Raw genomic sequence first — 26,398 nt, forward strand, 5'->3', positions numbered from 1 at the left:
TCTGGCCTCGGCGGCTCATGCGAACAAACAATCCGCCGATGAGTATCGGTGAACTTCAGGACAACTTTTGCGCCCAGCCTCCTGGAGTCAGGTTCCGCGTCGACAGCTGCTACACCAGCCCCTGATCTTCGGCGACACGGATGGCGCGGGAACGAGAGTCCACTCCGAGCTTCGTGAATACGTTGACCAGGTGACTCTTCACGGTCGCCTCGGTGACGAAGAGCTCCTGTGCGATCTGTGCGTTCGAGGCACCGGTGGCCAGCAGCTTCACCACGTCGCGTTCCCTTCTGGTCAGCTTCGGCCCCGGATTTCTCAGTGCAGCGATGACCTTCGATGAGATCTCGGGCGGCAGATAGGTCTCTCCGCGTGAGGCTTTCTCGATCGCAGTCGAGATGTCCTCGGGGTTGATGTCCTTGAGCAGATACCCGGACGCTCCGGCGTTGAGGGCGGCGACGATCTCCGAATCGTTGTCGAAGGTCGTGAGGATGAGGACCGCCGGCTTCTGCTGCATGGCGTTGAGTCGTTTCGTCACCTCGATGCCGTCGATGCCCTCTCCCAGTCGCAGATCGCACATCACCACATCGGGTGCGAGCTCATCGACTAATGCCAGCGCTTCCTCGCCGCTGCTGGCCTCACCGACGACAGCAATATGGTCGGGGGCGTCGATGACGGACCGCAGGCCGGCCCGCACCACGGGATGGTCGTCGACGAGAATCACTCGAATGCTCATGCACTGTCTCCTTGTGAGAGTTGTCCATCGGCGTCATCGGCCTCGCCGAGGTGGTCCTGACGTGACGTGAGAGTCGGGTTGTTGGGCAACGTGGCTGAGATGGCGAAGCCTGAGCCGGGCGTTGTCTCGATGACGAGTTCGCCTCCCAGCTCGCGCATCCGTGAGCCGATGAAGTCGAGTCCGAAGCCGGATTCCGATTCGCGCTTTCGCGCCTCCGGATCGGCCATGCCGATACCGTCGTCGACGATGTCCATGCGGATCGATCCGTCGAGGTCCATGAGGCTGATCATGACCCTAGTGGCTTGAGAGTGCTGTCTGACATTGGCGAGCGCGGACTGCGCGGTCCTCAGCAGCGCAACCTCCACCTCGGCGGGCAGAGAGGGCACGGTCTCGTCGACATCGACGCGACCGTGGATGGATGTGTCCTCCTCCAGGCGGGTGAGCAGGCGTCGGATGGCTGCGGTCAGCGCTCCGTCCTCGAGCTCGGCGGGGGCGAGTGCGGCGATGATCCGGCGCACGTCGCGCGAACTCTGCGCGGCGAGGTCCTCGACTTGGCGCAGAACCTGCTGCGCGTGCTCATCGGTGGTCCTGTCCACCTCGGCGTGGGCGATGAGACGGATCGAGGAGATCTCCTGCGCGATGGTGTCATGGATGTCGCGGGAGACGCGGGTGCGTTCCTGGATCTCACCAGCATGGCGCTGAGTCAGGGCCAGTTCATCCTGCAGGTCCAGCAGATTCTGGTGAGCCAGCTCCAAGGACTGCAGCAGCTCTTCGCGTCTGCGCCCCTCCCGCAGAAGTTCGATGTAGCCGCGGGAGAGACCGAGCGCGAACACCGCACCGATGAGCGATCCGATGATGCTCGCGGTGCCGACCGCACCATAATGGGCCAGGGGCGCCACGACCGTCGCAATGTAGGTCAGCGCGGTGAAGACGACGGCGATGCGCAACGAGAACAGGTGACCGGCGAGCAGCCAGAGGACGAAGGCGATCCAGATGAATTCGGCGGAGACCAGCAGGGTGCACAGCCACGCACCGGCGAGGACCAGCAGCCACCATTTGGCCAGAACGATCGCACCGCTGCGAGCGGCCCGGACGGCGCCGAGGGCGTACCAGGCGAGGAACACGATGCTCACGGCGATCGCGGCCAGGGGTGCCGCTCCGGCATCGATGGCGCGGACGCACGAGATCACGGTGAGAGCCAGGGCCATCGCATGCTGGCCGATCTCCATGGTTCTCTCTGTCCACCCGCGCGTGCCCACGGTTTCGCCTTCCTGCAAATCGTTCTTCATGTTTGTCGTCAATCCTGCTGTCGTCATTCCTGCCAACTCAATCACATCTGCGGCGAGTGCGTGTGCTTTTCGGCGGTCGACGCTTTCGGCGGCGACGGGGCCCGACCATCGAGTTGTTTCGATAGCCGGGCCCCGCCCGTGTGAACCGATTGCGTCAGTTGCCTGTGTCAGCTCTCGGCACCTTTGGGTCAGTGCCTGCCGTGACCTACGGAGGCGCTGGCCTCGTGCCGGTCGGGCTCAACGAGGAGGCGAATCCCCTCCGCAGACTTGCCGTCGGACTCCATACCATCGGCCGGCGAGGACTGGGCTGAACCTGCTGACTGGAGATCCCCCGTCTCCTCGTCACCGGCCGCGGCGGCGTCAGCATCGGCGTACTTGTGCTCCGAGTGGGTGATTGCCCTGTTGGGCCACCACATCCGGTTTCCGGCCAGGCCGAAGATGGCTGGAACGATGACCGTGCGCACAAGCACGGTGTCGGCGAGGACGCCGACTCCGACGATGAGTCCCAGCTGGCCCAGAACCATCAGGGGCAGCATTCCCAGGGCTGCGAACACTCCGGCCAGGACGATGCCGGCGCTGGTGATCACGCCGCCGGTGTGGCTGACGGCCTCGATCATGCCCTGGCGGGCACCGTGGACGACCGATTCCTTCTTCGCTCGGTGGGACAGGAAGATCGAGTAGTCGATGCCCAGCGCCACGAGGAACAGGAACGCGAGGATCGAAACCTGAGCATCGAGTGCTCCCTGACCGAACATCGTCCGGCTGAGGAATGCGCCGAGGCCGATCGCCGCGGCCGAAGACGCCACGTTGACCACGAGTAGGGTTCCCGCCACGAGCGGTGCACGGAGGATGCCGAGCAGAATGATGAAGCTGATGGCCAGGATCATCGGTGCAATCGTCAGGAAGTCCTGAGCGTTGCCGTCGCGGGCATCGAGTTCGGTTGCCGCCGCGCCGCCGACGTGTGCGTTCGCACCGTCGATCGCGTCGACGTCTGACCGGATGTCCGTGATCAGGTCGATGCCCGCAGGGCTGTCGGGTTCGAATTCGCCGGTGACCATGACCTTCGAGATCGAGTCTGCCCCGGTGCTCGTTTCGTCGATGACGTTGGCGCGCACGACACCGTCGATGTCGGCCACGGAGTCCGCTACCTGATCGGCGTGGGCTGAGTCGGTGACGACCCAGATCGGCTGCGATTCACCGGGAGGGAAGTGTTCTGACAGGACGTCGAGGCCCTGCGCCGATTCGGACTGCACACGGAACTTCTCGGACTGATCCAGTCCCACTGAGGTGCCGATGAGACCCGTGGCCATGACACCGAGAATGATGATTCCTGCGCCGAGGTGGATGCCCGGCTTCTTGACCACGCGAGTCGCGATGGTCCTCCAGATGGAAGGCTTCGCTGCGGGACCGGTCCCGGAGGCGTCGTCAGCAGCCCTCCCGTCGGTGGCAGTCTCGTCGGAGGCGTCTTGCACCTTGGGGACGAACGGCCAGAAGACGCCCTTGCCGCAGATCGCGAGAACCGGGGGCAGGGCGAAGAGCACGGCGGCTGCGGCGATGATGAGTCCGACTGCGGCGGTGATGCCCAGTCCGCGGGTTCCCGGGATGACGGCGAAGACGAGGCTGAGCAGTGACAGAACCACGGTCAGGTTCGAGGCGAGGATCGTCGATGCGGTGTGGGTCCAGGCGGAGCCAAGGGCCAGACGGTGGTCGCTTTCGCGGCCCAGCTCCTCCCGGTAGCGGGAGATGAACAGGAGCGCATAGTTGGCACCGGCGCCGAAGACGAGGACGCTGATGATGCCCGTGTCGAACTGCAGATCGAGTGCGTCACCGACCGCTGCGGTCACGGTGGATGCGAGTCCGTCGGCGGTGCCGATGACGATCAGCGGCAGCAGCCACAGGATCGGCGAGCGGTAGGTGATGATGAGCAGGAGTGCGACGATGACGATGGTGACGATGAGGAGCGTGAAGTCCGCGCCGCCGAATGCCGAAGCGATGTCGGCACCGATCGCCGGTCCACCGGTGACCAGGAGGGACATGCCGGAGTCCGTGAGGTCACCTGCCTGAGAGTCGTCGGCGATGAAGTCGCGGAGTCCATCGACGGTATCGGCGGTGTCGGAGTTGGTCAGGCCGACATCGATGGGGACCATGAGGAGCGCGGCCTTGCCGTCGTCACTCATGATCGGTCTGCTCGCCTGGGATGCAGCATCACCGGACGAGGAGTCTGTGCTCGATTCGCCGTTCTGGGCGGAGTCGATGTAGTCGCCGAGCGAGGCTCTCAGCTTCCCCAGTTCGGACTGGTCGCGGTCACTGAGAACCGAACCGTCGGTGTGAGAGGCCACGACCATGACCGACTGCTTGTCGGCGTCGGGGAACTTCTGCAGGAGCTGGGCGGCCTGAGTGGATTCGGAGTCGGCCGGAGCTGATTCGTTGGCCCGGTCCTCGCCTGCGCCGGACAGGAGCCCGAAGAGCAGGGTGACGAGGATGACGACCCCGCCGAGGACGAACCACGAACCGCGCTTCGACACGAGGGTGTGCGCGCTTTTCGCAAATGTTGTGTTCATGACTCAAGCTCATCAACATTCTGAGCTGAAAACATCGCCTAGGAGTTCAGACTCAACCTGCAACTTTCGATGGAGAAAGCGCAGAATTCTCGACTATGCACCGTCTCACCTGGACAGATGATTCAGACGATCGTCGCACCCGCGGCGTCCATCTCTGCCAGAGCCACCGTGGAGGAGTCCTTGCCGACGCCTGCGATGAGGTCCTGGTGAACACGAACGGACCATCCGCCTTTGAGTGCGTCGAGGACGGTGGCGCATACGCAATGGTCGGTGGCGATGCCGACGACGTCGACCTCGGTGATGGTGAGCTTCGTCAGCAGATCACCGAGGTGCTCCCCCGCATCCGTCGTCCCCTGGAAGGCGGAGTAGTCAGGGGTGCCCTGCCCTTTGCGTACGTGGTGGGTGATGGCGTCGGCGGTCAGCAGAGGATCGTATTCGGCGCCCTCGGTGTCCGCGACGCAGTGCACGGGCCAGGAGTCGACGAAGTCGGGGCTCTGGCTGAAGTGGCCGCCGTTGTCGCTGTCGGCATCATGCCAGTCGCGGGAGGCGATGATCGCGTCATAGTCACCGGCATGGGCCCCAAGGTAGCGGGTCACCTCGATGGCCACGGTGTCGCCTCCGTCCACGCCGAGCGCCCCGCCCTCGGTGAAGTCGTTCTGGATGTCCACGATGAGAAGTGCCTTCGCCATACTTCGAGCATAGGCGCTTCAATGCGAATTTCCAGAGGTGTGGCGCGGTTGCTCAGATCCAGCCCTCTGCACGGAAGATGCTGTGATAGATCTCCCGGATGACGCATTGCTTGCGAGCGTTGTACTCCATGACCGTCTCACCGGCGGAATTCGCCTCAGCGACCGAACGCAGCTTCACCGCCTGATAGCGATTCCGGTCATCGGAGCTGCCAGTCAACCAATCGCGAAACAGGCGCATGCGAGCGACTTCCGGGCACCGTGGTCCGAACACGTGAAGGTTGCACATCGGAGCGACCAGGATTCCTGAATGCGCGTCGAGGTTCTTGAACATTCGGTGCTGGTACCAGGCCGGTTGGCGAATGACGAGTTCGAAACCGATCTGGTTGAGCAATGGTCGGAAGTCGGGCTCTACGCGAGGGTCGGCGACAACGAGAGCGACATCGATGATCGGCTTCGCCGCCAGACCAGGCACCGAGGTGGAGCCGACATGAGCGATGCCGAGGGCTTTGTCCCCGAGCCGGGTGAGGATCTGCTTCGACAGCTGCGAATAGTTCTCAGCCCAAGCGGGATCGTGGTCGACGAATTCGATGGGAGCGTGTGGGAGATCGGGCCGTAACCAGAGATCGGGATCATCGACGTCATTGAAGGTCACGATCTCCTTCACCTCAGCGCTGAGCAGATTGGAGCTACGCGGATGGGAGCCGAGCGGATCCACTGGGCCGTCATTGTTCGCTGACATATTCTCCTCGCTATCCGCTCCGAAGTGGTCACGACAGCTTCACATGGGAGAGCTCACCCGGTGGGTTTGCCCTCGAACCAGTAGAACTGTGAGAAATGATGATCCTTCTTCAGCTCCAGATCCTGTTTGATCAACGTACGGACCTGTTTGATGAGACTGCGTTCTCCGGCTGCCCAGACGTAGAGCCCGTCGGGATCGAGGTCGAACGAGCGCACATGCTCAACCAAGGCTGCCCCGAACGGACCCTCCCTGCCCACCCACACCCACCGAGCGTTCGGATGCTCGGCCCGGGGAAGGGTGTTCACTGTGGTCGGCTCGTGGTCGTCTTCGATCGCAACGGTCACTGGCACCTCGGCGGGGATGGTCTGCAGCCAGGAGTTCACTGCTGGCAGTGCGGTGAGGTCGCCCGCGAGAAGGATGTGGTTCGTGTCCGAGGGCAGATCGATGCGGGCAGGGGTCAGCGCGGCTTCGATGGTCGTTCCCGGCGCGGCGGTCATCGCCCACTGGCTGGCAGGACCGTTGTCGGCGGGATTCGCGGCGCCACCGTGGATGACGAAGTCGAGGCTGAACGTGCCGGCGGCCACGTCGATATCGACGAACGTGTACCCGCGCTGGCTGACGCTCCCTTCGCCCTTCTCCGGATGAGGGAACCACAGCCGGGTCCACAGGGTAGGAAACACCTCGCTGAGCTCGGCCAGGAGATTCGGCCCTGAGAAGTAGATGCGTCGGTAATAGTCCGTGAAGTCCTCGACCCGAGTCACCGTAACCTCGTGGTTGGAGATCCGCATCAGGCGCATCACGCCACGCTGCCAATTGACCATAGTCTTCTTCTCCTCGCTCAGCCATGCGTTCAGAAATGAGCTTAGCCTAAGCTAATAAGGAAGATTATGGCGTGGGACTCGGAGCGTCACCCCTCAGCCCTGCTTCAGGGCTTTCCTCTGAGCCTTCGCTGCGGCTTTCCGGGCCGCATTCTTAGCTGCCTGCTTGGTCGTTTGGGCACCTGCGACGAGGAGGAGACCGCCCAGGGCCGCGACATTCTTCGAGAAGTGGGTCTTGTGTGCCGCGGCGTCGGCGCCGTCCATCTCCCAGAATGCGTGACCAGCCAGTGTGGTCGGGATCAGAGATCCAGCGAGGGCAAGAGCGGACAGACGTGGCTTGATGCCCAACGCCATCGTGGTTCCAGCGAGGAGCTGGAGTCCGCCGTTGGCACGGACCAGGAACTCATCGTCGTCGGACAGGACCGGCACGTATTCGCGGATCGCATCGAGCGTCGGTCCAGCAGCCTGGACCCGGCCGCCCGGGTTGGTCAGTGCCGAGTAACCGCCGGTGATGAAGATCGGTGCAGTGAGTACGCGTCCTGCTGTCTGCAGCAACGATGATCCTAGTGCCATGGAATTCTCCTTGAGGTATGGGCTTTTGAGCCTAACGGATGCCTGACCTCGGCCTCAATGCGCTTCGCCATGAGGCGTCACTGGAGGTGCTGGCTCCGCAGGCGCCATTGGCTGAGCCGAGGACGCGGGCGGCACAGCGGGCGCGGGCGGCGCCACGGGCGCAGGTGCCTTCGGCAGTTTGACACCCAGTTCGGGCTGCTTGCTGAACTGGCCCGTGGCGAAGAGAATCGCGATGACGATCGCGGAGACGATCCATCCGGACACGCCCAGGAAGGAGACCAAGGCCATGTCCGGCGTCGAGGCTGAGCCGTCGATGAACAGCCCGAGCAGCATTCCGGCCGAGCCGTTGAGCGCAGCGTGTGCGGCGACGGCTGGCCAGACCGAACCGGTGCGCAGTCGCAGCCACCCGAACAGGATTCCCAGCATGATGCATCCGCCGACCATGAAGGCCACACCGGTGATGTCGGGGCGTGCGAAGTTGTATCCGAGCAGGATCAGCGGTGCGTGCCACAGGCCCCAGATCACTCCGACGATGAGCAGCGCCGGCCAGGTGCCGAGCGGACGCAGGCTCGTCAGCAGCCACCCTCTCCAGCCGACCTCTTCACCGAAGGCGACGATCACGTTGAGCGCCGATCCCAGCGCCATGATCAGCAGGTAGCCGATCACAGCCAGGGCCACCGGCACCTCGTCCAGGCCGGGCAGGTGCGAGAGCTGTGTCTTGAACCCCGAGAGGCCAAGCAGATCAACCTGCATCCACCCGAAGGCTGCGCCCACCAGGTAGGCCGCGGCAACGAGTACGAATATTCCGAAGAAGGCGAGTGCGGTCATCCCGAGCACCCGGCCGAAGGGACGCAGCGGCCAGATGCCGAGATACCTGACGATGCTGGCCCGAGGCTCACCGGCGCGACGGCGCTGGACGATCATTGCCACGACCACAGCGATCAGCGGGGTGAACATCATGGCCATCCCAGACACCTGCACGAGCACGGGATCGCCCAACCCTTCACCGCTCAACCACAGCGGCAGGCAGACGAGCCAGGCGAGGATCACCGCAACGGCGACGAAGACTGCGAACTCGAGCCAGGGCACTGTGGCCGGCACGATCGCCAACGGTCGCCCCTTGGCCTCCACCACGTCCCCCGCCGGTTCCCTCGCCGAGGTGTCCACGGGGTCTGTGGCCACGGGGTCTGTGGCCGCGTTGGCGTTGTCGTTGTGATCCGTTCCCGTGCTCACGGTTCCTCCTCAGTCCTGCACCGACGCCTCAGTCCTGATGCTTCGGGCCTGCTGCTTCAGCCCTGCGCCGTTCTCATGTTCCAACCTACGTTGTCGCAGAACTCGGCACCTCCGCCGCGTGGATGAAATCGGTCTCGTTCGTGTAGCCGAGCAGTCCGATCTGTCCGCGCTCTCCGACTCGCAACCTCCCCGGAGAGGGACCAGCCTTCCTCTCAACCACATAAAAATACATGTCTATGCATAACAATTCGACAGGAGTTGGCCGGGCCGCTAAGCTGGTCAGCATGTCGAAAGTATTGTCTTCGCTCCCCATCGGTGAGCACGTTGGAATCGCCTTCTCCGGCGGACTGGATACGTCCTGCGCGGTTGCATGGATGCGCCACAAGGGCGCCGTTCCCTGCACCTACACGGCTGATATCGGCCAGTATGACGAGCCCGACCTCGACTCCGTGACGGAGCGTGCGAAGGAATACGGTGCAGAGATCGCCCGTTTCGTCGATGCCAAGCGCCTGCTCGTCGAAGAGGGCTTCGTCGCTCTGCAGTGCGGTGCCTTCAACGTCCGCTCCGGCGGCAAGACCTACTTCAACACCACGCCCCTGGGTCGCGCGGTCACCGGCACCATGCTCGTGCGCGCCATGAAGGAAGACGGCGTCGACATCTGGGGCGACGGCTCGACCTACAAGGGCAACGACATCGAGCGCTTCTACCGGTACGGCCTCATGGCCAATCCGAAGCTGCGCATCTATAAGCCATGGCTCGACTCGGACTTCGTCGAGGAGCTCGGCGGCCGCCAGGAGATGAGCGAATGGCTCGTCGAGCACGGCTACCCCTACCGTGACTCCGCCGAGAAGGCGTACTCCACCGACGCCAACATCTGGGGTGCGACCCACGAGGCCAAGACGCTTGAATTCCTCGATGCCGGACTCGACATCGTCGAACCGATCATGGGTGTCGCCGCTTGGCGCGATGACGTCGAGGTCGCGACCGAAGAGGTCACCGTCGGCTTCGAGGCGGGTCGCCCCGTGTCGATCAACGGCGAGAAGTTCGACGATCCCGTTGCCCTGGTCTTCAAGGCCAACGAGGTCGGCGGCCGTCACGGACTCGGCGTTTCCGACCAGATCGAGAACCGTATCATCGAGGCGAAGTCGCGGGGCATCTACGAGGCCCCCGGCATGGCGCTGTTCCACATCACCTACGAGCGCCTGCTCAACGCCATCCACAACGAAGACACCATCGCGCTCTACCACGAAGAGGGTCGCCGCCTGGGTCGCCGCATGTACGAGGGTCGCTGGTTGGACCCGCAGTCCCTCATGTTGCGCGAATCCATGCAGCGTTGGGTCGCCTCGGCGATCACCGGCGAAGTGACGTTGCGCCTGCGCCGCGGCGACGACTACACAATCGTCAACACCACCGGCCCGAACCTCAGCTACCACCCGGAGAAGTTGTCGATGGAGCGCGTGGGCGACGCCGCCTTCGGTCCCGAGGACCGCATCGGCCAGCTGACCATGCGCAACCTCGACATCGCCGATTCGCGTGCCCGCCTCGAGCAGTACGCGGCCATGGGCATCGTCTCGGGCCCGACATCGGAGCTCGTCGGTTCCCTTGAGGCCGGTGGCGCTGACGAGATCGCAAACTCCACCGACGATGTCGACGCCGCCAGTGACCGTGCCGGACTGTCCGCCGCCTTCGACGCTGGTACGGACTGACCAAGATCCACCTGGCCGGCTGAGTGACTGGCCGGCCGACCACCTGACCGGCTGAGTGACTGGCCGGCCGAGTCCTTCTCGAAGCCCGCGCACACAGTGACATCACTGTGTGCGCGGGCTTCTGTGTTGCGGCATACTTCCGTGTCGGCGCGGACTGATGAGGTGCAACGGACTCCCCCGCGGCGCATCCCCACCTTCGGGCCCTGGCTTTTCGGCACCGACGCCGCAACAGTTGGTAAGTTCTCCTCGATCCCAGCGCCTGGATCAAACAGAACTTACCAACCGTTGCATCTCTTTCGGTGCGCAGTGGGATGATCGTGCCATGACATCAGCTACGTCCGGTGTGCGCTTCCTCGCCGAGGTGCTCGACCGTGAACTCCGGGACCGTGGCAGCTCCGTACGAGCCACGAAGGAACGGGCGTACCTCAAGAGCGAGCTCGTCCACTACGGCGTCGGCGTGCCCGCTACTCGGGGAGTGGTCCGCGAGGTGTTGCGCACGAATGAGTTGAAGCATGACGGGGTGATCGCTCTTGCCGAGGTGCTGTGGAATTTCGCAGGCAACGAAGACGGCATGAACCAAGCCGCCAGCCAGTCTCCTGTCTACGAACTCCGCAGCGCGGCAACGATGGTGCTCATCGACAAGCAGGACCACCTCGGCGCCGATGATACTGACCTCTTCGAACGGCTGCTGCGTCAGGCACACACCTGGGCACTCGTCGATCCGCTCGCCGGTGATGCCATCGGCCCGCTGGCCGAACACGATGCGGAGTTCGATCCCATCCTCGAGCGTTGGGCGGGTGACGAAGATTTCTGGATCCGGCGCTCAGCGCTGCTGGCCCACCTCAGGCCACTGCGTGAGGGTCGCGGTGACTTCGTCCGATTTTCACGGTTCGCCGATGCGATGCTGGAGGAGAAGGAGTTCTTCATCCGCAAGGCCATCGGGTGGGTGCTGCGCGATACCGCCCGCACGCGTCCCGATATGGTCTTCGATTGGATGCTGCCGCGTGCACACCGAGCTTCAGGTGTGACGATGCGCGAAGCAGTGAAGCATCTGTCGCCGGAGCAGCGGGATGCACTGCTCGCAGGTCCTTTCAGAGGGACCCGGCGAACTCGATCAGGATCTGGTTGAAAGCCTCGGGCTGCTCGATGTTGGCCGCATGCCCATCATTGGGGATGACCGTCGACGATCCGATCGGAGCCAGCCCTGCGGTCGCGGCTGCATGCGATGCCGGCCAGTGCTCGCTCTCGGCTCCGGCGACGAAGAGCACGGGCACGTCGGCGCCTTCGATCACCGGACGCCAATCGGCCTTCGCATGGTCGTTGAGAAGTGCGAGCTCGGCGCGGCTGAGGTGATGGTCCACACCCTTCATGGCCGTGAGCAGACGCAGCATGCGCCTGCCCCGCTTCCAGATGGGCGTGCCGTACCCGGTGGGAGGAATGCCTTCGGCGAAGTAGGTATCGACGTTGGATTCGTTGTAGCCGTAGTATCCGTGGGGCCAGTCGACGGTGTTGAGCATCTTCGGGGTCTGATCGACGATGACGATTCCGGCGATGCGATCAGCGCCGAACTGGGTGAGATAGGACCAGATTGTATTCCCGCCCATGGAGCCGCCCACAAGCAGAACATCTGTGAGTTCCAGAGCCTCGAGAACCTGCGCCACATCCTGTCCGCGCCGCTCCATTGTCACGCCTGACTTGGGGTGATCGGCGTTGCCGTGACCGCGAAGATCGACGGAGAACACCTCGTATCCGGCGCTTGTCAACGGTCCGACCTGGTAGCGCCAGCTGGTCGCCGGCGCCTTGAACCCGGACAGCAGCACCACTGGGCGACCGGAGGAGACTCCGGCCCGGGTGTACTCGAGACGGACACCGTCATCGGCAGTGATTGCGGCCATGTTCCAATCCTAGCGCCGAGCATCCTCAGACAGCTCGAGGCCGCAGTCCCCGGTGTTCAACGCACACAGACGGCGTCGGAGTGTGCATCACAGCGAAAAAGCCCCTCACCAACATTTCTGCTGGTGAGGGGCTCCCCTACTGTGCGCCACGAGGGATTCGAACCCCCAACCTTCTGATCCGTAGTCAGATGCTCTATCCGTTGAGCTAGTGGCGCATGTCGTCTGGACTCTCGCCCTGCAACTCGATCAACTATACACACCGAATTCACCCAAGCTCAAATTCGGCCCGAGTGCGCTTCGCCACATCTGCGGCTTTCGCAGGGAGGGGCTGGGCTCGCTCGATCGGCCAACCGCAGCCCCTCTACGCGGAAGTCGGCAGACTACTGCTGCGCGGCCTCTGGCTGTGCCGAATTCTTCCAGCGCCGGGCCGCAATGAAGGAGCGCACGCCCATGATGACGTAGATGACGAGCAGCACGAAGGTGATGATGCTCGTGATCACAGCCGCAGGTCGCTCGGCCTCACCGGCGATCAGCGCACCGACCTGCATGACGTTCATGCCGGTGCCGAAGATACCCAAGATGGCAACAACCAGAGCGATGTGGACTCCGAGTTTCTGATTCTTCAGCGCGATGAGTCCGCAGATGAGAAGGACGGCGCCGAGGATGGCCGGAATCAGAGCGGTCCAGCTGGCGAAAGAGGTTGCGACGTAGGCGATGACGCCGACAACGATGAGGACGATACCGAGTCCGATGGTGGTGCGGGGCATGATGCTCCTTAGATTCTCATTTGAGGTCACAGATGCCCTGTCCCGACAGTTCCGATTCAGAGCATGATCGAAGGCGTCAGTGATGACGACGACCGCCCCCTATTCTACTATTCGTAGAATTTAAGTCCATTTCGTCGGCAACCTGCCTGCAGGCGGCACCGGGAGACCCGGAAAATCACCGACGAAAGCCTCAATCGGAAGGTGAGAGCCACCTCGGCGAGGGCGCGGAAGGCACTGATTCCATGAACAATCACGTATTGCAACAAACAGTCACCGCAATGCAAAAACACATCACTTGATTGATGTATTCACGTCTTTCGAGATGCTGTTGTGATCCAATGCACATCTTCCAGTGACTCAAAACCAGGATCTTCCGGCCCGTGCGAGTCCTACGGTGGAGATGTACCAGCCGCCAGGCGGAACCCCGTAATCCCGATTGACCAGGAGACCACTCATGACTGTCCTCGACCATGACGTCGTCGCTGACCAGCTGAAGAACGCACCGACCGATAACGAGTCGGTGCTCTCGTTCGTCAGCCGGGTCGCCACCCTCACCACCCCCGACGACATCGTCTGGGTCGATGGTTCGGATGAGCAGAAGGCCACCATCGCCGACCAGCTCGTCGAAGCCGGCACGATCGTTCGCCTGACCGGTACCAAGGACTCATTCTATGCGGCCTCCGACCCCGAGGACGTCGCCCGCGTGGAAGGCCGCACCTACATCTGCTCCGCCGAGGAGAAGGACGCAGGCGCGCTCAACAACTGGATGGCGCCAGCCGAGATGAAAGAGACTCTCGAGCCTCTCTTCACCGGTTCGATGCGCGGACGCACCATGTACGTCATCCCCTTCGTCATGGGACATGCAGAGGCAGACCAGCCGATGTTCGGCATCGAGGTCACCGACTCCCCCTACGTCGTTCTCTCCATGCTCGTTATGGCTCGCTCGGGCAAGAATGCTCTCGACGCGATCGTGGCCAACGGCGGCACATTCGTCGAGTGCGTGCACTCGGTCGGCGCTCCGCTCGAACCCGGACAGGAAGATGTCGCCTGGCCCTGCAACCCCACCAAGTACATCACCCACTTCCCGGAAGACCGCTCCATCTGGTCCTTCGGCTCCGGCTACGGCGGCAACGCACTGCTGGGCAAGAAGTGCTATGCCCTGCGCATCGCTTCGTCGATCGCCCGCGATGAGGGCTGGCTGGCCGAGCACATGCTCATCCTCAAACTGACGAGCCCGGAGGGCGAGGTCAAGTACATCGCCGCTGCATTCCCGTCGGCCTGTGGAAAGACCAACCTCGCCATGATCGAGCCCACCATCGCCGGCTGGAAGGCTGAGACTCTGGGCGACGACATCGCCTGGATGCGCTTCGGCGACGACGGCCAGCTCTACGCCGTCAACCCCGAGTTCGGCCTCTTCGGGGTCGCGCCGGGCACCGGTTACACCACCAACCCGACCGCGATGCGCGCCATCGAAGCAGGCGGCAACATCTTCACCAACGTCGCACTGACCGACGACGGTGACGTGTGGTGGGAAGGCAAGACCGACGAGAAGCCAGCGCACCTCACCGACTGGCGCGGCAACGATTGGACCCCGGATTCGGAGACTCCAGCCGCTCACCCGAACTCGCGCTTCTGCACCCCGATCGCCAACGTCCCGACCCTGGCTCCCGAGTGGACGAACCCGAACGGCGTGCCGATCTCGGCCATCCTCTTCGGCGGTCGCCGTAAGACCACGATGCCGCTGGTGACTGAGACCAAGAGCTGGAACCACGGAGTGTTCATGGGATCGGTGCTCTCGTCGGAGACCACCGCAGCAGCCACCGGCGCCGTCGGCGTCGTTCGCCGCGACCCCATGGCCATGCGTCCCTTCATCGGCTACAACGTCGGTGACTACCTCCAGCACTGGCTCGATATCGGCAACACCGAAGGTGCCCAGCTGCCGAAGATCTTCTACGTCAACTGGTTCCGTCGTGATGACGACAACTCGTTCCTGTGGCCAGGCTTCTCTGAGAACTCGCGTGTTCTCAAGTGGGTCTTCGAACGCGTCACCGGCACCGCCGACGCAGCCGAATCCCCACTGGGCCTGACCCCACTTGAGGGCGGCCTGGACACCGAGGGCCTCGACTTCACCGACGAGCAGCTGCGCAAGGCTCTCGCGATCAAACCCGAGGAATGGGAAACCGAGCTCGGACTCATCGAGGAATGGTACGAGCAGCTCGGCGATTCGGTTCCAGCCGAGCTCCGCGCCGAGGTCGACAACCTGCGCGACCGTCTGGGTCTCGCCTGAGTCATTGAGACCCTACTGAGCGCCTGGGTCTCGCTTGAGTCACTGAGACTCTACTGAGCGACAGAGAATCCCCCAACCACCGACGAGGTGGTTGGGGGATTTTCGTCTTCCGGGACGCAGTGTCCGCGGTGTTCGGAGCCTGTGGTGTTCGGAGCCTGCGGTGTTCGGAGCCTGCGGTGTTTGGCGCGTGCAGTGCTGCGGGGTGGCTTCAGTGGCGTCAGCGGGGGTCCGAGACGGCTGCCGAATCGCATCACGTGCTGGGAGCACCAGTTCACACTGCAGGAGCTGTAGGACAAGATGTTCCGGGGAGGATGCGCTATGCCTACGGGTGTGTGCAACGGATTGTAGTGAATGCGACTACCGGTGGTCGGTGCCACAGGCGGTGAGGCAGTGGTGGTCGGTGCCGCGGGCAGTGCGGCAGTGGCGGTGAATGCCGCAGGCAGTGCGGCAGTGGCGGTCAGAGGACGCGCTCAGGCGCCGTGGAGGGCAGGGACGATGAGGTAGACGCCGACAAGTACAACGACGCTGCAGACGCCGAACACTGCCCAGTAGCCGACCCTGAGCAGGGGCTTGCTCTGGCCTTCGGCAGCCAGGTCGACGTGCACTGCCCGCATCCGCACAGCGGTGGAGAAGAGTGTGATGACGACGATCGCTGACACCCAGGTCGCGACCGCAACGATGAGGAATGAGCTCCACTCGATCAATTCGAATCTCCCTTGTCTGCGCGTGTCTCATCGGCTCGTGCATTATCCGCGTCTGTCTTCGCCGCTGAGATGTGCACGGCGTTGGGATCGGAGCCGGCATTCACCTCGGAGTCGGAACCGATTCCGGAGCTGGGGTTCGCGTCGGAGTCAGCGCCCGCGACGGAGTCTGCATCGGCAGCCGCGCCGATGTTCGCCTCCGTCGCTGCCTCGGCGGCTGGACCGACACCGGACTTCGCGTCCGCTTTGTCAGAGAGTCGCTGGTCGCGGGCAGCGATGCGATCCGCACGCTTCATTGCGGCACGCTTGCGGTTTCGGTCCTTCCGCAGCTTGCGCTTGCGACCGCGGATCCCCACCGCCTCGCCGACGGTGTCGAAGTTCGAGATCTCCGGATCCGCAGCCTTGCGCGAGCTGAGGAAGATCCAGAGGACTGCGACGACCGCGATGACGGTGTCGACGATGACTCCGATGGTGCCCAGATGTGCGATGGCGGCAGCGATACCGCCGACGATTCCGGCCGCTGGAATGGTCAGCAGCCAGCCCGATGCGATCCGACCGGCAGTCGACCATTTCACGTCCGCGCCCTTGCGGCCCAGACCGGAGCCGACTACCGAACCGGACGCCACCTGCGTCGTCGACAAGGCAAAGCCCAGGTGGGACGAGGCGAGAATTGCGGCGGCAGTCGAGGTCTCAGCCGCCAGTCCCTGAGCAGGCTTGACCGTGGTGAGCTTCGTGCCGAGTGTGTCGATTATTCGCCAACCGCCGACATACGTTCCCAGGGCAATCGCCAGTGCGCAGGCGGTGATCACCCAGAGGTGAGGACCGGTTCCGTGATCCTGCAGGTTCGCGGAAACGAGGACGAGGGTGATGACGCCCATGGTCTTCTGCGCATCGTTGGTGCCATGTGCCAGAGCCACGAGGGAGGAGCTGAAGATCTGCCCGTATTTGAACGGAGCCCGGTGAGCGGTCTTCCCTTCACCGTTGCGTCGCGTGATGGAATAGGCCAGGCGCGTGCACAGATAGGCACCGACGCCGGCGATGATCGGAGCGGCGATGGCAGGCAGGACCACTTTGGACACGAAAACGCCGAAGTCAACGGAGTTGAGTCCGGCACCGATGATCGCGGCACCGATCAGTCCGCCGAACAGCGCGTGTGACGACGACGACGGCAGGCCGAAGCGCCACGTCGCCATGTTCCAGATGATCGCACCGATGAGGCCAGCAAGAATGAAGTCCGGAGTGATCTGGACTCCCCCACCGCCTTCTTTGATGATGCCCCCGGAGATGGTCTTCGCCACCTCGGTGGACAGAAAGGCACCGACAAGGTTGAGCAACGCTGCCAGGGTGACCGCTGCCTTGGGCTTGATCGCTCCGGTGGCGATCGGAGTCGCCATGGCATTGGCCGTGTCGTGAAAGCCATTGGTGAAGTCAAAGAACAGTGCCAGCACGATGACCAACACAACGACGAAGATGATTTCCACTAAGCGACCTTGAACGTAGACACAATTCGGACCGTGGATGATTTAGCTGACGGGCAGCGTCCTCAATCGAAAAAAGTCTACCGCCTATTCCACCGAATCTTCACCTGCTGTTCGACGCAACTCCACTCGCGACACTCTGCGTTCATCTTTGAGCTGGCAGAACGCCTCACCACCAGCCCCGGAATGTATCGACGTTCACATTCGACCTGGTGGGTAGGCGCGATGGTCAGCAGACGAAGCCGTCGGCGATGGTCAGCGCTTCGTCAAGGACCTCGAGACCAAAGCGCACGTCCTCGTCGGGCGTGTTCAGCGGCGGGACCACATGGATTCGGTTGAAGTTGGCGAAGGGAAGCACTCCCCCAGCCTTCATCGCCCCGATGACTCGGTTCATCTCCGCCGAGCTGCCGCCGTACGCGGCCATCGGCTCCTTCGTCGTCCGGTCCTTGACGAGCTCAACGGCCCAGAAGCAGCCCATGCCGCGGACTTCTCCGATCGAAGGATGCCGCTGCGCCATCTCGCCCAGAGCCGGACCGATGATGTCCCGGCCGAGGCGGTCGGCATTGTCGATCATTCCCTCCTCGTCCATCGCATTCATCGTGGCGACCGCTGCCGCACATGCCAGCGGATGCCCCGAATAGGTCAGACCGCCGGGATAGACACGGTCGCGGAAAGTCTCGAAGATCGCGTCGGAGATCGCGACTCCGCCGAGTGGCACATAGCCCGAGTTCACGCCCTTGGCGAAGGTGATGAGGTCCGGGGTGACGTCCCAGTGGTCGACGGCGAACCAGCGACCGGTCCGACCGAAGCCTGCCATCACCTCGTCGGCGATGTAGACGATGCCGTAGCGGGCCGTCAGCTCTCGCACACCCTCGAGGTATCCGGCCGGAGGTCCGTAGATCCCGGCGGTGCCCGGCACGGTCTCGAGAATGAGCGCGGCGATGTTGTTCGGGCCCTCAAGCGTGATCATGTCCTCAAGGTGCTGCAGCGCTCGCTGGGTCTCCTCCGCCTCGGTGGTGGAGCCGAAGTAGGAACGGTACTGATAGGCAGGCATGAAGTGGACGATGCCCTCGGCCGAGTAGTCATTGGCGAAACGGCGCGGGTCACCCGTGACGTTGACAGCCAGCTGGGTGCCGCCATGGTAGCTGCGATAAGCGGAGAGCACCTTGGTCCTGCCTGTGTGCAGCCGTGCCATGCGGATCGCATGCTCGTTCGCGTCGGCACCACCGTTGGTGAAGAACACGTGGTCGAGATCGCCGGGGGTCCGGTCGGTGATGAGCCGAGCAGCCTCCGAGCGGGCATCGTTGACGTGCTGCGGAGCAATCGTGCAGAGCTTCGCCGCCTGCTCCTGAATCGCCGACACGACCTTCGGGTGCTGGTGTCCGATGTTCGTGTTCACCAGCTGCGAGGACATATCAAGCAGCTTCCGCCCCTCCCCGTCCCAGATATAGGGGCCCTCCGCGTCGACGATCGTCATCGGCTCGAACGGCCCCTGTGCCTGCCAGGAGTGGAAGACGTGCGCACGGTCGAGCTCGTAAGCGCGTTGACCTGCGTGCAGCTGTTCGGCAGTGAACGCTCGCTCGCTGTGGCCAAGCTCCGCATTGCTCTCCAAGCCTTCAGTCCTGGAGTCGTTGACCTCACGGTCGAGCTCTTCGTTCGCATTGATCACAGTCATCATGCGCCGTCCTTTCGCAATTCATTCCATATCGCCGAGGTGGGTCCGACCGCCGAGGTGACCCTGATCTTTCAATGGTGATCCAGCCGCACCCGAATCACCATGGACGAACTGTCAACATATGTCGATGCAGACTTACACTGTGTAAACCACGTGGCCTGGAGACGGCGAAGGGAAGTGAGCAATGGAAGCTTGGTCGCAGCGAGAACCGGATCTGACGATCGCGAACCTGCTCGACGTCGACGAGATCCGCGGCGGTGATCCCGAAGTCGTGACAGGTGGCGACCAGGTGGGGCGTGCAGTGAGATGGGTCCACATCGCCGACTCGGAGAATGTCGCACAGTTCCTCGAAGGCGGCGAACTCGTTCTCAGCACCGGCCTGTCCTACCGGTCATCACAGGAGTCGACGGCAAATTTCCTCGATCAGCTCGAATCCGCCTCTGCCGCCGGTGCTGTCATCGAACTCATTCATGACGATGGCCGACCTGATGACGCAGCCATCGAGAACGTGCGTGCTGCCGCCCGTGGTCGCGAGATCCCGATTGTGATTCTGCGTCGCCGGATCAAGTTCGTCCGCGTCACGGAGCTCGCTCACCAGGAACTGCTCGGACGGCAGCTTGCCCGCGTAGAGCGTGCCCGCACGGTCCACGAGGTCTTCACCCAGCTGAGCCTGGAGAGTGCTGGAGCCCAGGACATCGTCGACCGGACATCGGAGCTGCTGGGCACACCTGTCATGCTCGAAGACGTCGGACATCGCCTTCTCGCCCACGCCGGCGATACACCCTCGTCGCGCAGTGCCTTGCATGAAAGCAATAGCTCGGACCACCTCGGCGAGGGTCACGAACATGGGCACAGGCATGGGCACGGGCAACGGTGGCTGCAGACTCCGGTGGGACTGCGAGATCGGCGGTGGGGCCGGCTGCTTGCGCCGGGCCGCCTGGAATCCGATGAGGAGGCAGCGCAGGTCATCGAGCGCGCCGCGCAGACTCTGACCTTGGCGCGGATGGCCGAACGCGACGAACAGGACCTTCTCATCCAGGCTCAGGGCGGACTGGTCCGCGAAATCATCGAATCGGCAGACGTCAACGAGAATCAGGTCCGAATTCGGGCGGCGGACCTGGGGTTCGCACCACGAGGGCGCATGATTCCCGTGGTCGTCCGCGTTGATCGCGGTCCGAACACCGACCCGACATCACTCCAGCTGCGGGAACGGTCGCTGCACCGTGCTTTCGTCACTGCAGCAACCGCTCACCACTGCTCCACATTGTCCGCCGGACTGCAATCGGGTTCATTCGGCACCGTAGTGGCGCTGCCCACGGGCACCGATGATGATGCGGTCCTGGAGGGGCTCATCGGTGAACTTCCCACCCGCGACACCACAGTCGGAGTCGGGCGGACGAGCACGTCGATCGTCGACGCTGCCAGTCGGCTCGAATCCGCCAACCAGGTGGCCGAGATCGCGTCGACGCTCGAGTTGCGACAACGGCAGTACTACCGATTCTCCGACGTGAGACTGCGCGGACTGCTCTCATCCCTGCGCGATGATCCAAGCGTTCGGGCCTTCGCCGAGGCGGAGTTGGCTCCTCTGCTCGAGGTTGAAGGCGGTGGCGGTGGCGAGGAGATGCTCACCCTCCTCGAACAGTTCCTCTCTCACAGCGGCAATAAGTCAGCGCTTGCCCGCAGCGGCTTCCTGTCCCGTCCGGCACTGTACGCACGCCTGGACAGGCTCCAGGCCAAGCTCGGGGTCTCGCTGGAGGATGCGGAATCACGCACCGCTCTCCACGTCGCCGTTCTGTGGCTGCGCACAAACCGGTGAGGTGAACTGAGGCGATAGATTCACCTTCTCAGTATTGTCAGACAATCACTGATATCTGGCGCATCGAATCTCGGCGGAAATGCCTGAATTGATAACACTTGCAGGCCCAGTTTCCGATCAACTCTCGATATTGTGCAGAACTCGCTATATGGTCGATTGTATGACACAGCGGCAGTGGAAGGTGTCAGTCCGCCATCACGATGGGGCCCGCCGCTTCTTGCACAGTCGGTCCAGAGTGGGGCCGGCATTTTGACGAGGAGAGACAAAGATGTCCAAAACAAGTCAAATCATCATCGCTATCGTCGGCGTCATCGTTCTGGCTCTGGCAGGAGGCTACTTCGGAGCCGGACTTCGATCCGGAGGCGGTGCCGGGGGCACTGAGAACGGCGCCTGGATCCAGAAGATCAAGGATCAGGGCGAACTCCGAGTCGGAATCGCCTCTGCTCCCCCGATGACCGGCGAGCAGAAGGACGGCAAGATGGGCGGGCCGAACGTGCTGCCGCTGCAGAACCTGGCCAAGGAGATGGGTGTGAAGTTCACTCCGGTCGCCGCGGAATGGTCGAAGATGGTGTCCGGCCTGCAAGCAGATCGGTTCGATGTCGGTGCGTACCTCGACGCCACCTCGGAGCGGTCATTGGCCATCCAGTTCACCGATCCCGTCTACACCTACGAAGGCGTGTGGATCGTCAAATCCGATTCCGGTCTGAAGTCCACCGAAGACGTCATCAAGTCGAAGAAGCCCGTCGCCGTAGCCTCGGGTACGTCCTACGAACGTCGGGTCGTCGACCTGGGAGTCGACATCGTCAATGCCGAAGCGATCCCACAGTCGATCACCGCAATGGAAGCCGGTCGCGCCGTCGCAGCGTTCGGTGATCTCCCGACCCTGGCCGACGCCGCTCAGAAGAACAAGTCGCTGAAGATCGTGCGACCGAAGCCGGTCATCTTCAAGAGCGATTCGAACTACGGAGTCAGCGCTGACATCGATGAACGTTCACTGCAGGTCATCAACATCGCCATTCAGAACGCGAAGAACGACGGTTCGTTCCAAGCTGCACTGGACAAGGCTGGAGTGATCAGTCCGAATAACCTCGGCGACCTCGCGATGAAGTGACCGACCCTGCCCCTGAAAGAAGGGAAATCCCATGAACTACACGTTCGACTGGAGCGTGGTCACGAACAACTTCCCACGGTTGCTCGACGGCCTGCTCCTGACCGTGGAGATATCGGTCATCGTCATCATCCTCAGCATGATCCTGGCCATTCCGGTGGCCTTGCTGCGCATGTCCAACATCGAGGTGATTCGTTGGATCGCTCAGCTCTATATCGAGATCTTCCGCTGCACCCCACTTCTCGTGCAGCTGTTCTGGGTCTACTACGCACTGCCGACTCTGACCGGGATCACCATCCCCGGCACGATATCGGCAGTCATCGCGCTGACGCTCAATCTCACCGCATTCATGGCGGAGGCCTACCGCAGCGGTTTCCAAGCGGTTCCTCCTGAACAGGTCGAAGCAGGCAAGATGCTCCGACTGACCAGGTTCCAGCAGATCCGTCACATCATCGTCCCGCAGGCGCTCAAACAGCAGCTGCCGGTGATCATGTCGCTCGACATCTCACTGTTCAAAGACACCGCGCTGGTGTCCACGATCGCGGTGGCCGATCTGATGTTCACTGCGAACAAGATCTCCACGGAGTCCTACCGAGCACTGGAGATCCTCTCCGTCGCAGCTCTCATGTACTTCGCCATCGCATTCCCTGCTTCGCTCATCCTGAGCAAGATCGAACGCAACATGATGGAGACGGGCAATGTGCGCGGCACTCGTCGCAAGAGCCTTGCGGCACAGATGGCTCCTGGAACGAAAGTCGAGGTCAAACCATGAGTGAGAACTCAGCTGCCCACACCGGGACACACAGGGACATCGCCGCGAAGTCCGGCGATGTGCTCGTGTCCTGCCGCGGGCTGAAGAAGAGCTTCGGTGATCGCGAGGTCATGAAGAGCATCGACTTCGACATGCTCGCCGGCGACATCACCGTCATCATCGGCAGGTCCGGGTCAGGCAAGTCCACGCTGCTGCGGGCGATCGCCGGGCTCACCGACCCCGATGACGGCACGATGACCTTCGACGGTGAAGTCGTGTTCGAGGATTCGAAGCGCACACCGGCGTGGAAGCAGGTCGATTCCCACGTCGGCATGATCTTCCAGAGCTACACGCTGTGGCCGCACATGGACGTGCTCAAGAATCTCACGCTTGCTCCGCGGAAGCGCCTGGGCATGTCCGAGTCCGCAGCGCTGGAGCGAGCGGAGAAGGCCCTCGCCGAGGTGGGGATGTCCGACCACATCCACTCCCGACCCAGCGAACTCTCCGGTGGTGAGCGGCAACGCGTCGCGATCGCCCGTGCGCTGATGATGCGACCGAAGCTTCTGCTCTGCGATGAGATCACGAGCGCGCTCGATCCACCGGTGGCCGCCGAGGTCCTCGACGTTCTCCGTCGTCTCAAGGAAGAAGAAGGAATCGCCGTCGCTCTCGTCACTCACGATATGGCGTTCGCGTCGAAGGCCGCAGACCGGGTCGTGTTCTTCCACGAAGGAGAGATTGCGGTGAATGCGACCCCGGACGATGCCTTCAACAGAGCAGAGGACCCGGAGCTGAAGAAATTCATCGACGCTGTGCGGTTCTGATTCGGCGCCATGCGGGTGCTCTGATTCCGTGCGTTCACCGCACGTAGCCGGCCCCGGTGATGTCGAGGGTTGCCCCGGTCAGGTGCCGTGACCGTCCGGAGACGAGGAACGCCACGAGTTCGGCGACGTCTTCGGGCGGGGTGACTTCTCGCAGCGGGAGGTCGGCGAGAGTCCCCGCGTCGATCTCCCCGGAGGCGAGGCCGGTATCCACCCATCCTGGAGCCACGGCATACGCGAGGACGCCCATGTGGCCGAATCCCCGGGCGATCCCCTTCGTCAGGCTCAGCAGCCCTCCCTTGGCCGCACCGTAGGCAAGGTGCTCGGCATCATCGCCGCGATGGGCCGAGCGGCTCGTGATGTTGACGATCGTTCCCCCGCCGAGGTTGGGGAACTCTTCGAGGGCGCACTTGCACAGATCTGCTGCGGAGATGAGATTGAGCTGCAGGTTCGCCTCCCATCCCCGAGTCCATGCGTGCGGGTCAGCTGCAGGCGAGGCGATCCAGGCTCCGGCGTTGTTGATGAGAGTGTCGACGCCGCCCAGGGCTTCGTTCGCCGAGGCCCACAGCCCCGCGGCAGTGCCGGGACGTGCCAGGTCGGCACCCACGAGGTGTGCGCGCTGCCCGAGTTCGGCCGCGAGGCCACGAGCGCTGTGCTCGTCGGAGTTGAAGTGGATCGCCACTGCCGCCCCGTCCCGATGGACGGCCCTGACAATGGCTGCCCCGATCCCCTTCGACCCGCCCGTGACGAGGACTCGCCTTCCAGCCAGTGGGCGCGCTTCTTCGACGGTCATATCGTCCTCCTTCATCGACCGGGCCCGGCGACCTGCTTTCGCACCCGGTTCGGCTTCTCAACCGACCTGTTGTGCCCCGGTGATCTCGATCGCGGCACCGGAGATGAACGATGCTCGATCGCTGAGCAGGAACGTCGTCAACTCCGCGACTTCCTCCGGACGGCCCAGTCGACCCAGCGGGATGGACTCGGCCAGGACCGCCTCGGCGATATTCGAGGTTTCGAGCTTCTGCTCCAGCATCGGGGTGAGGATCTCGCCGGGGCAGACGGCGTTGACCCGCACTCCCTGTCCGCCGTAGTCGCGGGCAAGACTCTGGCTGAACGAGACGACCGCGGCCTTGGAGGTGTTGTATGCGATGTGGCCGCCTGCCGGGTGCAGACCCCACTGGGAGGCGATGTTGACGATCGATCCGGTCCCCGCACCGATGAGCGACGGCAGGAGTCCGCGGCTCAGACGCATGACGGCATCGACGTTGACGGCGAAGGTCGCCGCCCAGTCGCCCTCAGCGATGTCAAGGAGGGAACCTCGGCGCATCACTCCTGCGCAATTGACGAGGCCATCGACGACTCCGAAGCGGGCGAGCACGCCGGTGAGGAGATCGGCGCAGCCTGCCGCCGTTGAGATATCGGCCGGGTACGACGAGATCCGTGCACCCACCTCGGCAGGCAGGCAAGGATCGGGAGGCATGTCCACCCGGTCCACGGCGATGACGGTTCCGCCCTGGTGTGCGCAGGCTATGGCGATCGCCGAGCCGATGCCGCCGGCGGCTCCGGTGACGATGATGGTACGACCGTCGAGTTCCATAAGCTTTCCCTTCGCCATGCGCTGTCCATTCGCAGTCGGGAGTACTGACACTCAGTTCATTCCCCGGCCGTCATTCGGCCCATCCCTCGTCCCCAGATGTCGCCGACGGTATAGCCGACAGGGAACGGATCGTCGGATTCGAGGACGAGCTGGTGGAACCCGGTGATCCACCCGCGACCGCTGATCGTCGGCACGATCCCTGGAAGACCGCCCACGGATGCCGTCTCCTTCACCTCGGCGGTGAAGGTCGTGCCCATCATCGATTCGTGAACGAACTTCTCCCCGATGGGCAGCTCTCTCCTGGCATACATCGCTGCCACACGGGCGCTGGTGCCGGTTCCGCACGGCGACCGATCAAAGGTGCCTGACCAGGTGCTCGGATCATCAAGGTCGACGTCCCCGTTGGGCAGAACCACGGCATTGCGGCCGTGCGTGCCCTCGGTTCGTGCCGGTCCGTGGATCATCGGCAGAGCGATCGAGTCGATCTCGGGGATGAGCGGATGGACGACGTCGAACGCATCGTCGGCGGCCTTCCTCATCACCGAGGCGGCCCGGATGATCTCCTTCGCGTTGGCCGGCTCGAGGTCGATGCCGAGGTGCTCTGCCTCGGCTTGCACGTAGAACTGTCCCCCGAAGACGATGTCGACGGGAATCGTTCCGTAGCCGGGAACCTCCAGCGGCAGATCAAGACCATGGACGAACGCGGGCACGTTGTCGAAGGTGACCAGTGTGGCCCGGCCTTCTTCCACTCTTGCGCGCACCGTGACGATCCCGACCGCGGTGTCCACGCGCAGAGTGGTGATGGGTTCGAGGACATCGATCGCCCCGGTCTCGATGAGTGCGGTCACCGCGCAGATGAGATTCGATCCCGACATGGGTCGGAATCCGCCCTGTTCCATGACGATCATCCCGAAGTCGCAGCTGGGATCGGCCGGAGGGACGATCAGCGGCGAGCAGAGCCCGGGATACCCGCGAGGTTCCTGCAGGACCAGGGTCCGCAGGTCATCGAGATGGTCACGACAGTAGCGAAGTCGCTCGACCATGGTCGCACCCTTGACCCGCAGACCTGAGCCCATGAGGACTCGGCCCGGTTCACCAGCCGCGTGTACGTCGACCGCCTGAATGAGCTGCCTGTTGGCCATTGTGTCGATACCTCGTTCGAAGACG

The 26,398-nt window shown here is 63.2% G+C and carries 23 protein-coding genes and 1 tRNA gene; 7 read left to right on the top strand and 17 right to left on the bottom strand.

Features of this window, described 5'->3' with window-relative positions:
* Positions 1-109: 109 nt before the first annotated feature.
* The 8 genes from JTF07_RS05510 to JTF07_RS05545 form a co-directional block, all read right to left on the bottom strand.
* Positions 110-730 (bottom strand): response regulator, encoded by a 621-nt coding sequence (locus JTF07_RS05510; RefSeq protein ID WP_204233243.1) that lies wholly within the window; start codon positions 728-730, stop codon positions 110-112.
* On the bottom strand, positions 727-2,019 hold the full coding sequence (locus tag JTF07_RS05515; protein ID WP_252199311.1) for a sensor histidine kinase: 1,293 nt from the start codon (positions 2,017-2,019) through the stop codon (positions 727-729). The genes JTF07_RS05510 and JTF07_RS05515 overlap by 4 nt, the downstream gene beginning before the upstream one ends.
* Positions 2,020-2,207: 188 nt before the next feature.
* The gene (locus tag JTF07_RS05520; protein ID WP_204233244.1) at positions 2,208-4,580 is read right to left on the bottom strand and encodes an MMPL family transporter; all 2,373 of its coding nucleotides are present in this window, start codon (positions 4,578-4,580) and stop codon (positions 2,208-2,210) included.
* A 122-nt stretch (positions 4,581-4,702) separates the two neighbouring features.
* The gene (locus tag JTF07_RS05525) at positions 4,703-5,269 is read right to left on the bottom strand and encodes an isochorismatase family protein (RefSeq protein ID WP_204233245.1); all 567 of its coding nucleotides are present in this window, start codon (positions 5,267-5,269) and stop codon (positions 4,703-4,705) included.
* 52 nt (positions 5,270-5,321) lie between these two features.
* Positions 5,322-6,008: a GrpB family protein gene (locus JTF07_RS05530; protein ID WP_204233246.1), complete on the bottom strand. Its 687-nt coding sequence runs from the start codon at positions 6,006-6,008 to the stop codon at positions 5,322-5,324.
* Positions 6,009-6,061: 53 nt separating this feature from the next.
* Complete coding sequence (locus tag JTF07_RS05535) at positions 6,062-6,829, bottom strand: siderophore-interacting protein (RefSeq protein WP_204233247.1); 768 nt, start codon at positions 6,827-6,829, stop codon at positions 6,062-6,064.
* Between the two features lie 93 nt (positions 6,830-6,922).
* Positions 6,923-7,399, bottom strand: a complete 477-nt coding sequence (locus JTF07_RS05540) for a DoxX family protein (RefSeq protein WP_204233248.1) — start codon at positions 7,397-7,399, stop codon at positions 6,923-6,925.
* 54 nt (positions 7,400-7,453) lie between these two features.
* Entirely contained in the window at positions 7,454-8,632 is a 1,179-nt protein-coding gene (locus JTF07_RS05545; RefSeq protein WP_353843882.1) for a CPBP family intramembrane glutamic endopeptidase, read from the bottom strand.
* A 284-nt stretch (positions 8,633-8,916) separates the two neighbouring features.
* Here JTF07_RS05545 and argG point away from each other — a divergent pair, with 284 nt between their 5' ends.
* Both argG and JTF07_RS05555 read left to right on the top strand, forming a co-directional pair.
* A complete protein-coding gene (gene argG / locus JTF07_RS05550; RefSeq protein ID WP_204233249.1) occupies positions 8,917-10,338 on the top strand; it encodes an argininosuccinate synthase in 1,422 nt (473 codons plus the stop codon).
* 322 nt (positions 10,339-10,660) lie between these two features.
* Positions 10,661-11,467 (top strand): DNA alkylation repair protein, encoded by an 807-nt coding sequence (locus JTF07_RS05555; RefSeq protein ID WP_204233250.1) that lies wholly within the window; start codon positions 10,661-10,663, stop codon positions 11,465-11,467.
* Here the strand turns inward: JTF07_RS05555 and JTF07_RS05560 are convergent.
* From JTF07_RS05560 to JTF07_RS05570, 3 genes are all read right to left on the bottom strand, one after another.
* Positions 11,430-12,233, bottom strand: a complete 804-nt coding sequence (locus JTF07_RS05560; RefSeq protein WP_204233251.1) for an alpha/beta fold hydrolase — start codon at positions 12,231-12,233, stop codon at positions 11,430-11,432. The genes JTF07_RS05555 and JTF07_RS05560 overlap by 38 nt on opposite strands.
* A gap of 142 nt (positions 12,234-12,375) precedes the next feature.
* Positions 12,376-12,448: transfer RNA gene (locus JTF07_RS05565), tRNA-Arg, on the bottom strand.
* Between the two features lie 165 nt (positions 12,449-12,613).
* A complete protein-coding gene (locus JTF07_RS05570) occupies positions 12,614-13,000 on the bottom strand; it encodes a hypothetical protein (protein ID WP_204233252.1) in 387 nt (128 codons plus the stop codon).
* A 454-nt stretch (positions 13,001-13,454) separates the two neighbouring features.
* Here JTF07_RS05570 and JTF07_RS05575 point away from each other — a divergent pair, with 454 nt between their 5' ends.
* A complete protein-coding gene (locus JTF07_RS05575; protein ID WP_204233253.1) occupies positions 13,455-15,287 on the top strand; it encodes a phosphoenolpyruvate carboxykinase (GTP) in 1,833 nt (610 codons plus the stop codon).
* A gap of 470 nt (positions 15,288-15,757) precedes the next feature.
* Here the strand turns inward: JTF07_RS05575 and JTF07_RS05580 are convergent, their stop codons facing one another.
* From JTF07_RS05580 to JTF07_RS05590, 3 genes are all read right to left on the bottom strand, one after another.
* Complete coding sequence (locus tag JTF07_RS05580; protein WP_204233254.1) at positions 15,758-15,991, bottom strand: hypothetical protein; 234 nt, start codon at positions 15,989-15,991, stop codon at positions 15,758-15,760.
* Entirely contained in the window at positions 15,988-17,469 is a 1,482-nt protein-coding gene (locus JTF07_RS05585) for an inorganic phosphate transporter (RefSeq protein ID WP_353843883.1), read from the bottom strand. The genes JTF07_RS05580 and JTF07_RS05585 overlap by 4 nt, the downstream gene beginning before the upstream one ends.
* A 226-nt stretch (positions 17,470-17,695) precedes the next feature.
* A complete protein-coding gene (locus tag JTF07_RS05590; protein ID WP_204233615.1) occupies positions 17,696-19,141 on the bottom strand; it encodes an aspartate aminotransferase family protein in 1,446 nt (481 codons plus the stop codon).
* Between the two features lie 184 nt (positions 19,142-19,325).
* On the opposite strand from JTF07_RS05590, the gene JTF07_RS05595 reads away from it, so the two are divergent.
* The 4 genes from JTF07_RS05595 to JTF07_RS05610 all read left to right on the top strand — a co-directional run bounded on the left by JTF07_RS05595 (position 19,326) and on the right by JTF07_RS05610 (position 23,637).
* Positions 19,326-20,957, top strand: a complete 1,632-nt coding sequence (locus JTF07_RS05595; protein WP_204233255.1) for a PucR family transcriptional regulator — start codon at positions 19,326-19,328, stop codon at positions 20,955-20,957.
* Between the two features lie 268 nt (positions 20,958-21,225).
* Positions 21,226-22,068, top strand: coding sequence for a substrate-binding periplasmic protein (locus JTF07_RS05600; protein ID WP_204233256.1), 843 nt, complete (start codon positions 21,226-21,228; stop codon positions 22,066-22,068).
* Between the two features lie 31 nt (positions 22,069-22,099).
* Positions 22,100-22,837 carry an amino acid ABC transporter permease gene (locus JTF07_RS05605; protein WP_204233257.1) on the top strand — a complete coding sequence of 246 codons (738 nt, stop codon included), beginning with the start codon at positions 22,100-22,102 and terminating at the stop codon, positions 22,835-22,837.
* Positions 22,834-23,637, top strand: a complete 804-nt coding sequence (locus JTF07_RS05610; RefSeq protein ID WP_143920774.1) for an amino acid ABC transporter ATP-binding protein — start codon at positions 22,834-22,836, stop codon at positions 23,635-23,637. The genes JTF07_RS05605 and JTF07_RS05610 overlap by 4 nt, the downstream gene beginning before the upstream one ends.
* A gap of 34 nt (positions 23,638-23,671) precedes the next feature.
* Here the strand turns inward: JTF07_RS05610 and JTF07_RS05615 are convergent, their stop codons facing one another.
* From JTF07_RS05615 to JTF07_RS05625, 3 genes are read right to left on the bottom strand one after another with little or no spacing between them, the layout of a single operon-like run.
* Positions 23,672-24,427 (bottom strand): SDR family NAD(P)-dependent oxidoreductase, encoded by a 756-nt coding sequence (locus tag JTF07_RS05615; RefSeq protein WP_204233258.1) that lies wholly within the window; start codon positions 24,425-24,427, stop codon positions 23,672-23,674.
* A 57-nt stretch (positions 24,428-24,484) separates the two neighbouring features.
* Positions 24,485-25,249 carry an SDR family NAD(P)-dependent oxidoreductase gene (locus JTF07_RS05620; protein ID WP_204233259.1) on the bottom strand — a complete coding sequence of 255 codons (765 nt, stop codon included), beginning with the start codon at positions 25,247-25,249 and terminating at the stop codon, positions 24,485-24,487.
* Positions 25,250-25,287: 38 nt separating this feature from the next.
* Positions 25,288-26,373 carry a proline racemase family protein gene (locus JTF07_RS05625; RefSeq protein ID WP_204233260.1) on the bottom strand — a complete coding sequence of 362 codons (1,086 nt, stop codon included), beginning with the start codon at positions 26,371-26,373 and terminating at the stop codon, positions 25,288-25,290.
* Positions 26,374-26,398: the final 25 nt, after the last annotated feature.

It is taken from the genome of Brevibacterium sp. RIT 803, from assembly GCF_016892625.1.
GTDB lineage: Bacteria > Actinomycetota > Actinomycetes > Actinomycetales > Brevibacteriaceae > Brevibacterium.

Bases quoted from the DNA above. Each gene is read 5' to 3' on its own strand.
- JTF07_RS05560 (WP_204233251.1), bottom strand. From the start codon at position 12,233: ATGGCCGCAATCACTGCCGATGACGGTGTCCGTCTCGAGTACACCCGG.
- JTF07_RS05615 (WP_204233258.1), bottom strand. From the start codon at position 24,427: ATGACCGTCGAAGAAGCGCGCCCACTGGCTGGAAGGCGAGTCCTCGTC.
- JTF07_RS05535 (WP_204233247.1), bottom strand. From the start codon at position 6,829: ATGGTCAATTGGCAGCGTGGCGTGATGCGCCTGATGCGGATCTCCAAC.
- JTF07_RS05610 (WP_143920774.1), top strand. From the start codon at position 22,834: ATGAGTGAGAACTCAGCTGCCCACACCGGGACACACAGGGACATCGCC.
- JTF07_RS05515 (WP_252199311.1), bottom strand. From the start codon at position 2,019: ATGAAGAACGATTTGCAGGAAGGCGAAACCGTGGGCACGCGCGGGTGG.
- JTF07_RS05525 (WP_204233245.1), bottom strand. From the start codon at position 5,269: ATGGCGAAGGCACTTCTCATCGTGGACATCCAGAACGACTTCACCGAG.
- JTF07_RS05600 (WP_204233256.1), top strand. From the start codon at position 21,226: ATGTCCAAAACAAGTCAAATCATCATCGCTATCGTCGGCGTCATCGTT.
- JTF07_RS05540 (WP_204233248.1), bottom strand. From the start codon at position 7,399: ATGGCACTAGGATCATCGTTGCTGCAGACAGCAGGACGCGTACTCACT.
- JTF07_RS05530 (WP_204233246.1), bottom strand. From the start codon at position 6,008: ATGTCAGCGAACAATGACGGCCCAGTGGATCCGCTCGGCTCCCATCCG.
- JTF07_RS05595 (WP_204233255.1), top strand. From the start codon at position 19,326: ATGGAAGCTTGGTCGCAGCGAGAACCGGATCTGACGATCGCGAACCTG.
- JTF07_RS05605 (WP_204233257.1), top strand. From the start codon at position 22,100: ATGAACTACACGTTCGACTGGAGCGTGGTCACGAACAACTTCCCACGG.
- JTF07_RS05620 (WP_204233259.1), bottom strand. From the start codon at position 25,249: ATGGCGAAGGGAAAGCTTATGGAACTCGACGGTCGTACCATCATCGTC.
- JTF07_RS05520 (WP_204233244.1), bottom strand. From the start codon at position 4,580: ATGAACACAACATTTGCGAAAAGCGCGCACACCCTCGTGTCGAAGCGC.
- argG (WP_204233249.1), top strand. From the start codon at position 8,917: ATGTCGAAAGTATTGTCTTCGCTCCCCATCGGTGAGCACGTTGGAATC.
- JTF07_RS05570 (WP_204233252.1), bottom strand. From the start codon at position 13,000: ATGCCCCGCACCACCATCGGACTCGGTATCGTCCTCATCGTTGTCGGC.
- JTF07_RS05590 (WP_204233615.1), bottom strand. From the start codon at position 19,141: ATGACTGTGATCAATGCGAACGAAGAGCTCGACCGTGAGGTCAACGAC.
- JTF07_RS05575 (WP_204233253.1), top strand. From the start codon at position 13,455: ATGACTGTCCTCGACCATGACGTCGTCGCTGACCAGCTGAAGAACGCA.
- JTF07_RS05625 (WP_204233260.1), bottom strand. From the start codon at position 26,373: ATGGCCAACAGGCAGCTCATTCAGGCGGTCGACGTACACGCGGCTGGT.
- JTF07_RS05510 (WP_204233243.1), bottom strand. From the start codon at position 730: ATGAGCATTCGAGTGATTCTCGTCGACGACCATCCCGTGGTGCGGGCC.
- JTF07_RS05555 (WP_204233250.1), top strand. From the start codon at position 10,661: ATGACATCAGCTACGTCCGGTGTGCGCTTCCTCGCCGAGGTGCTCGAC.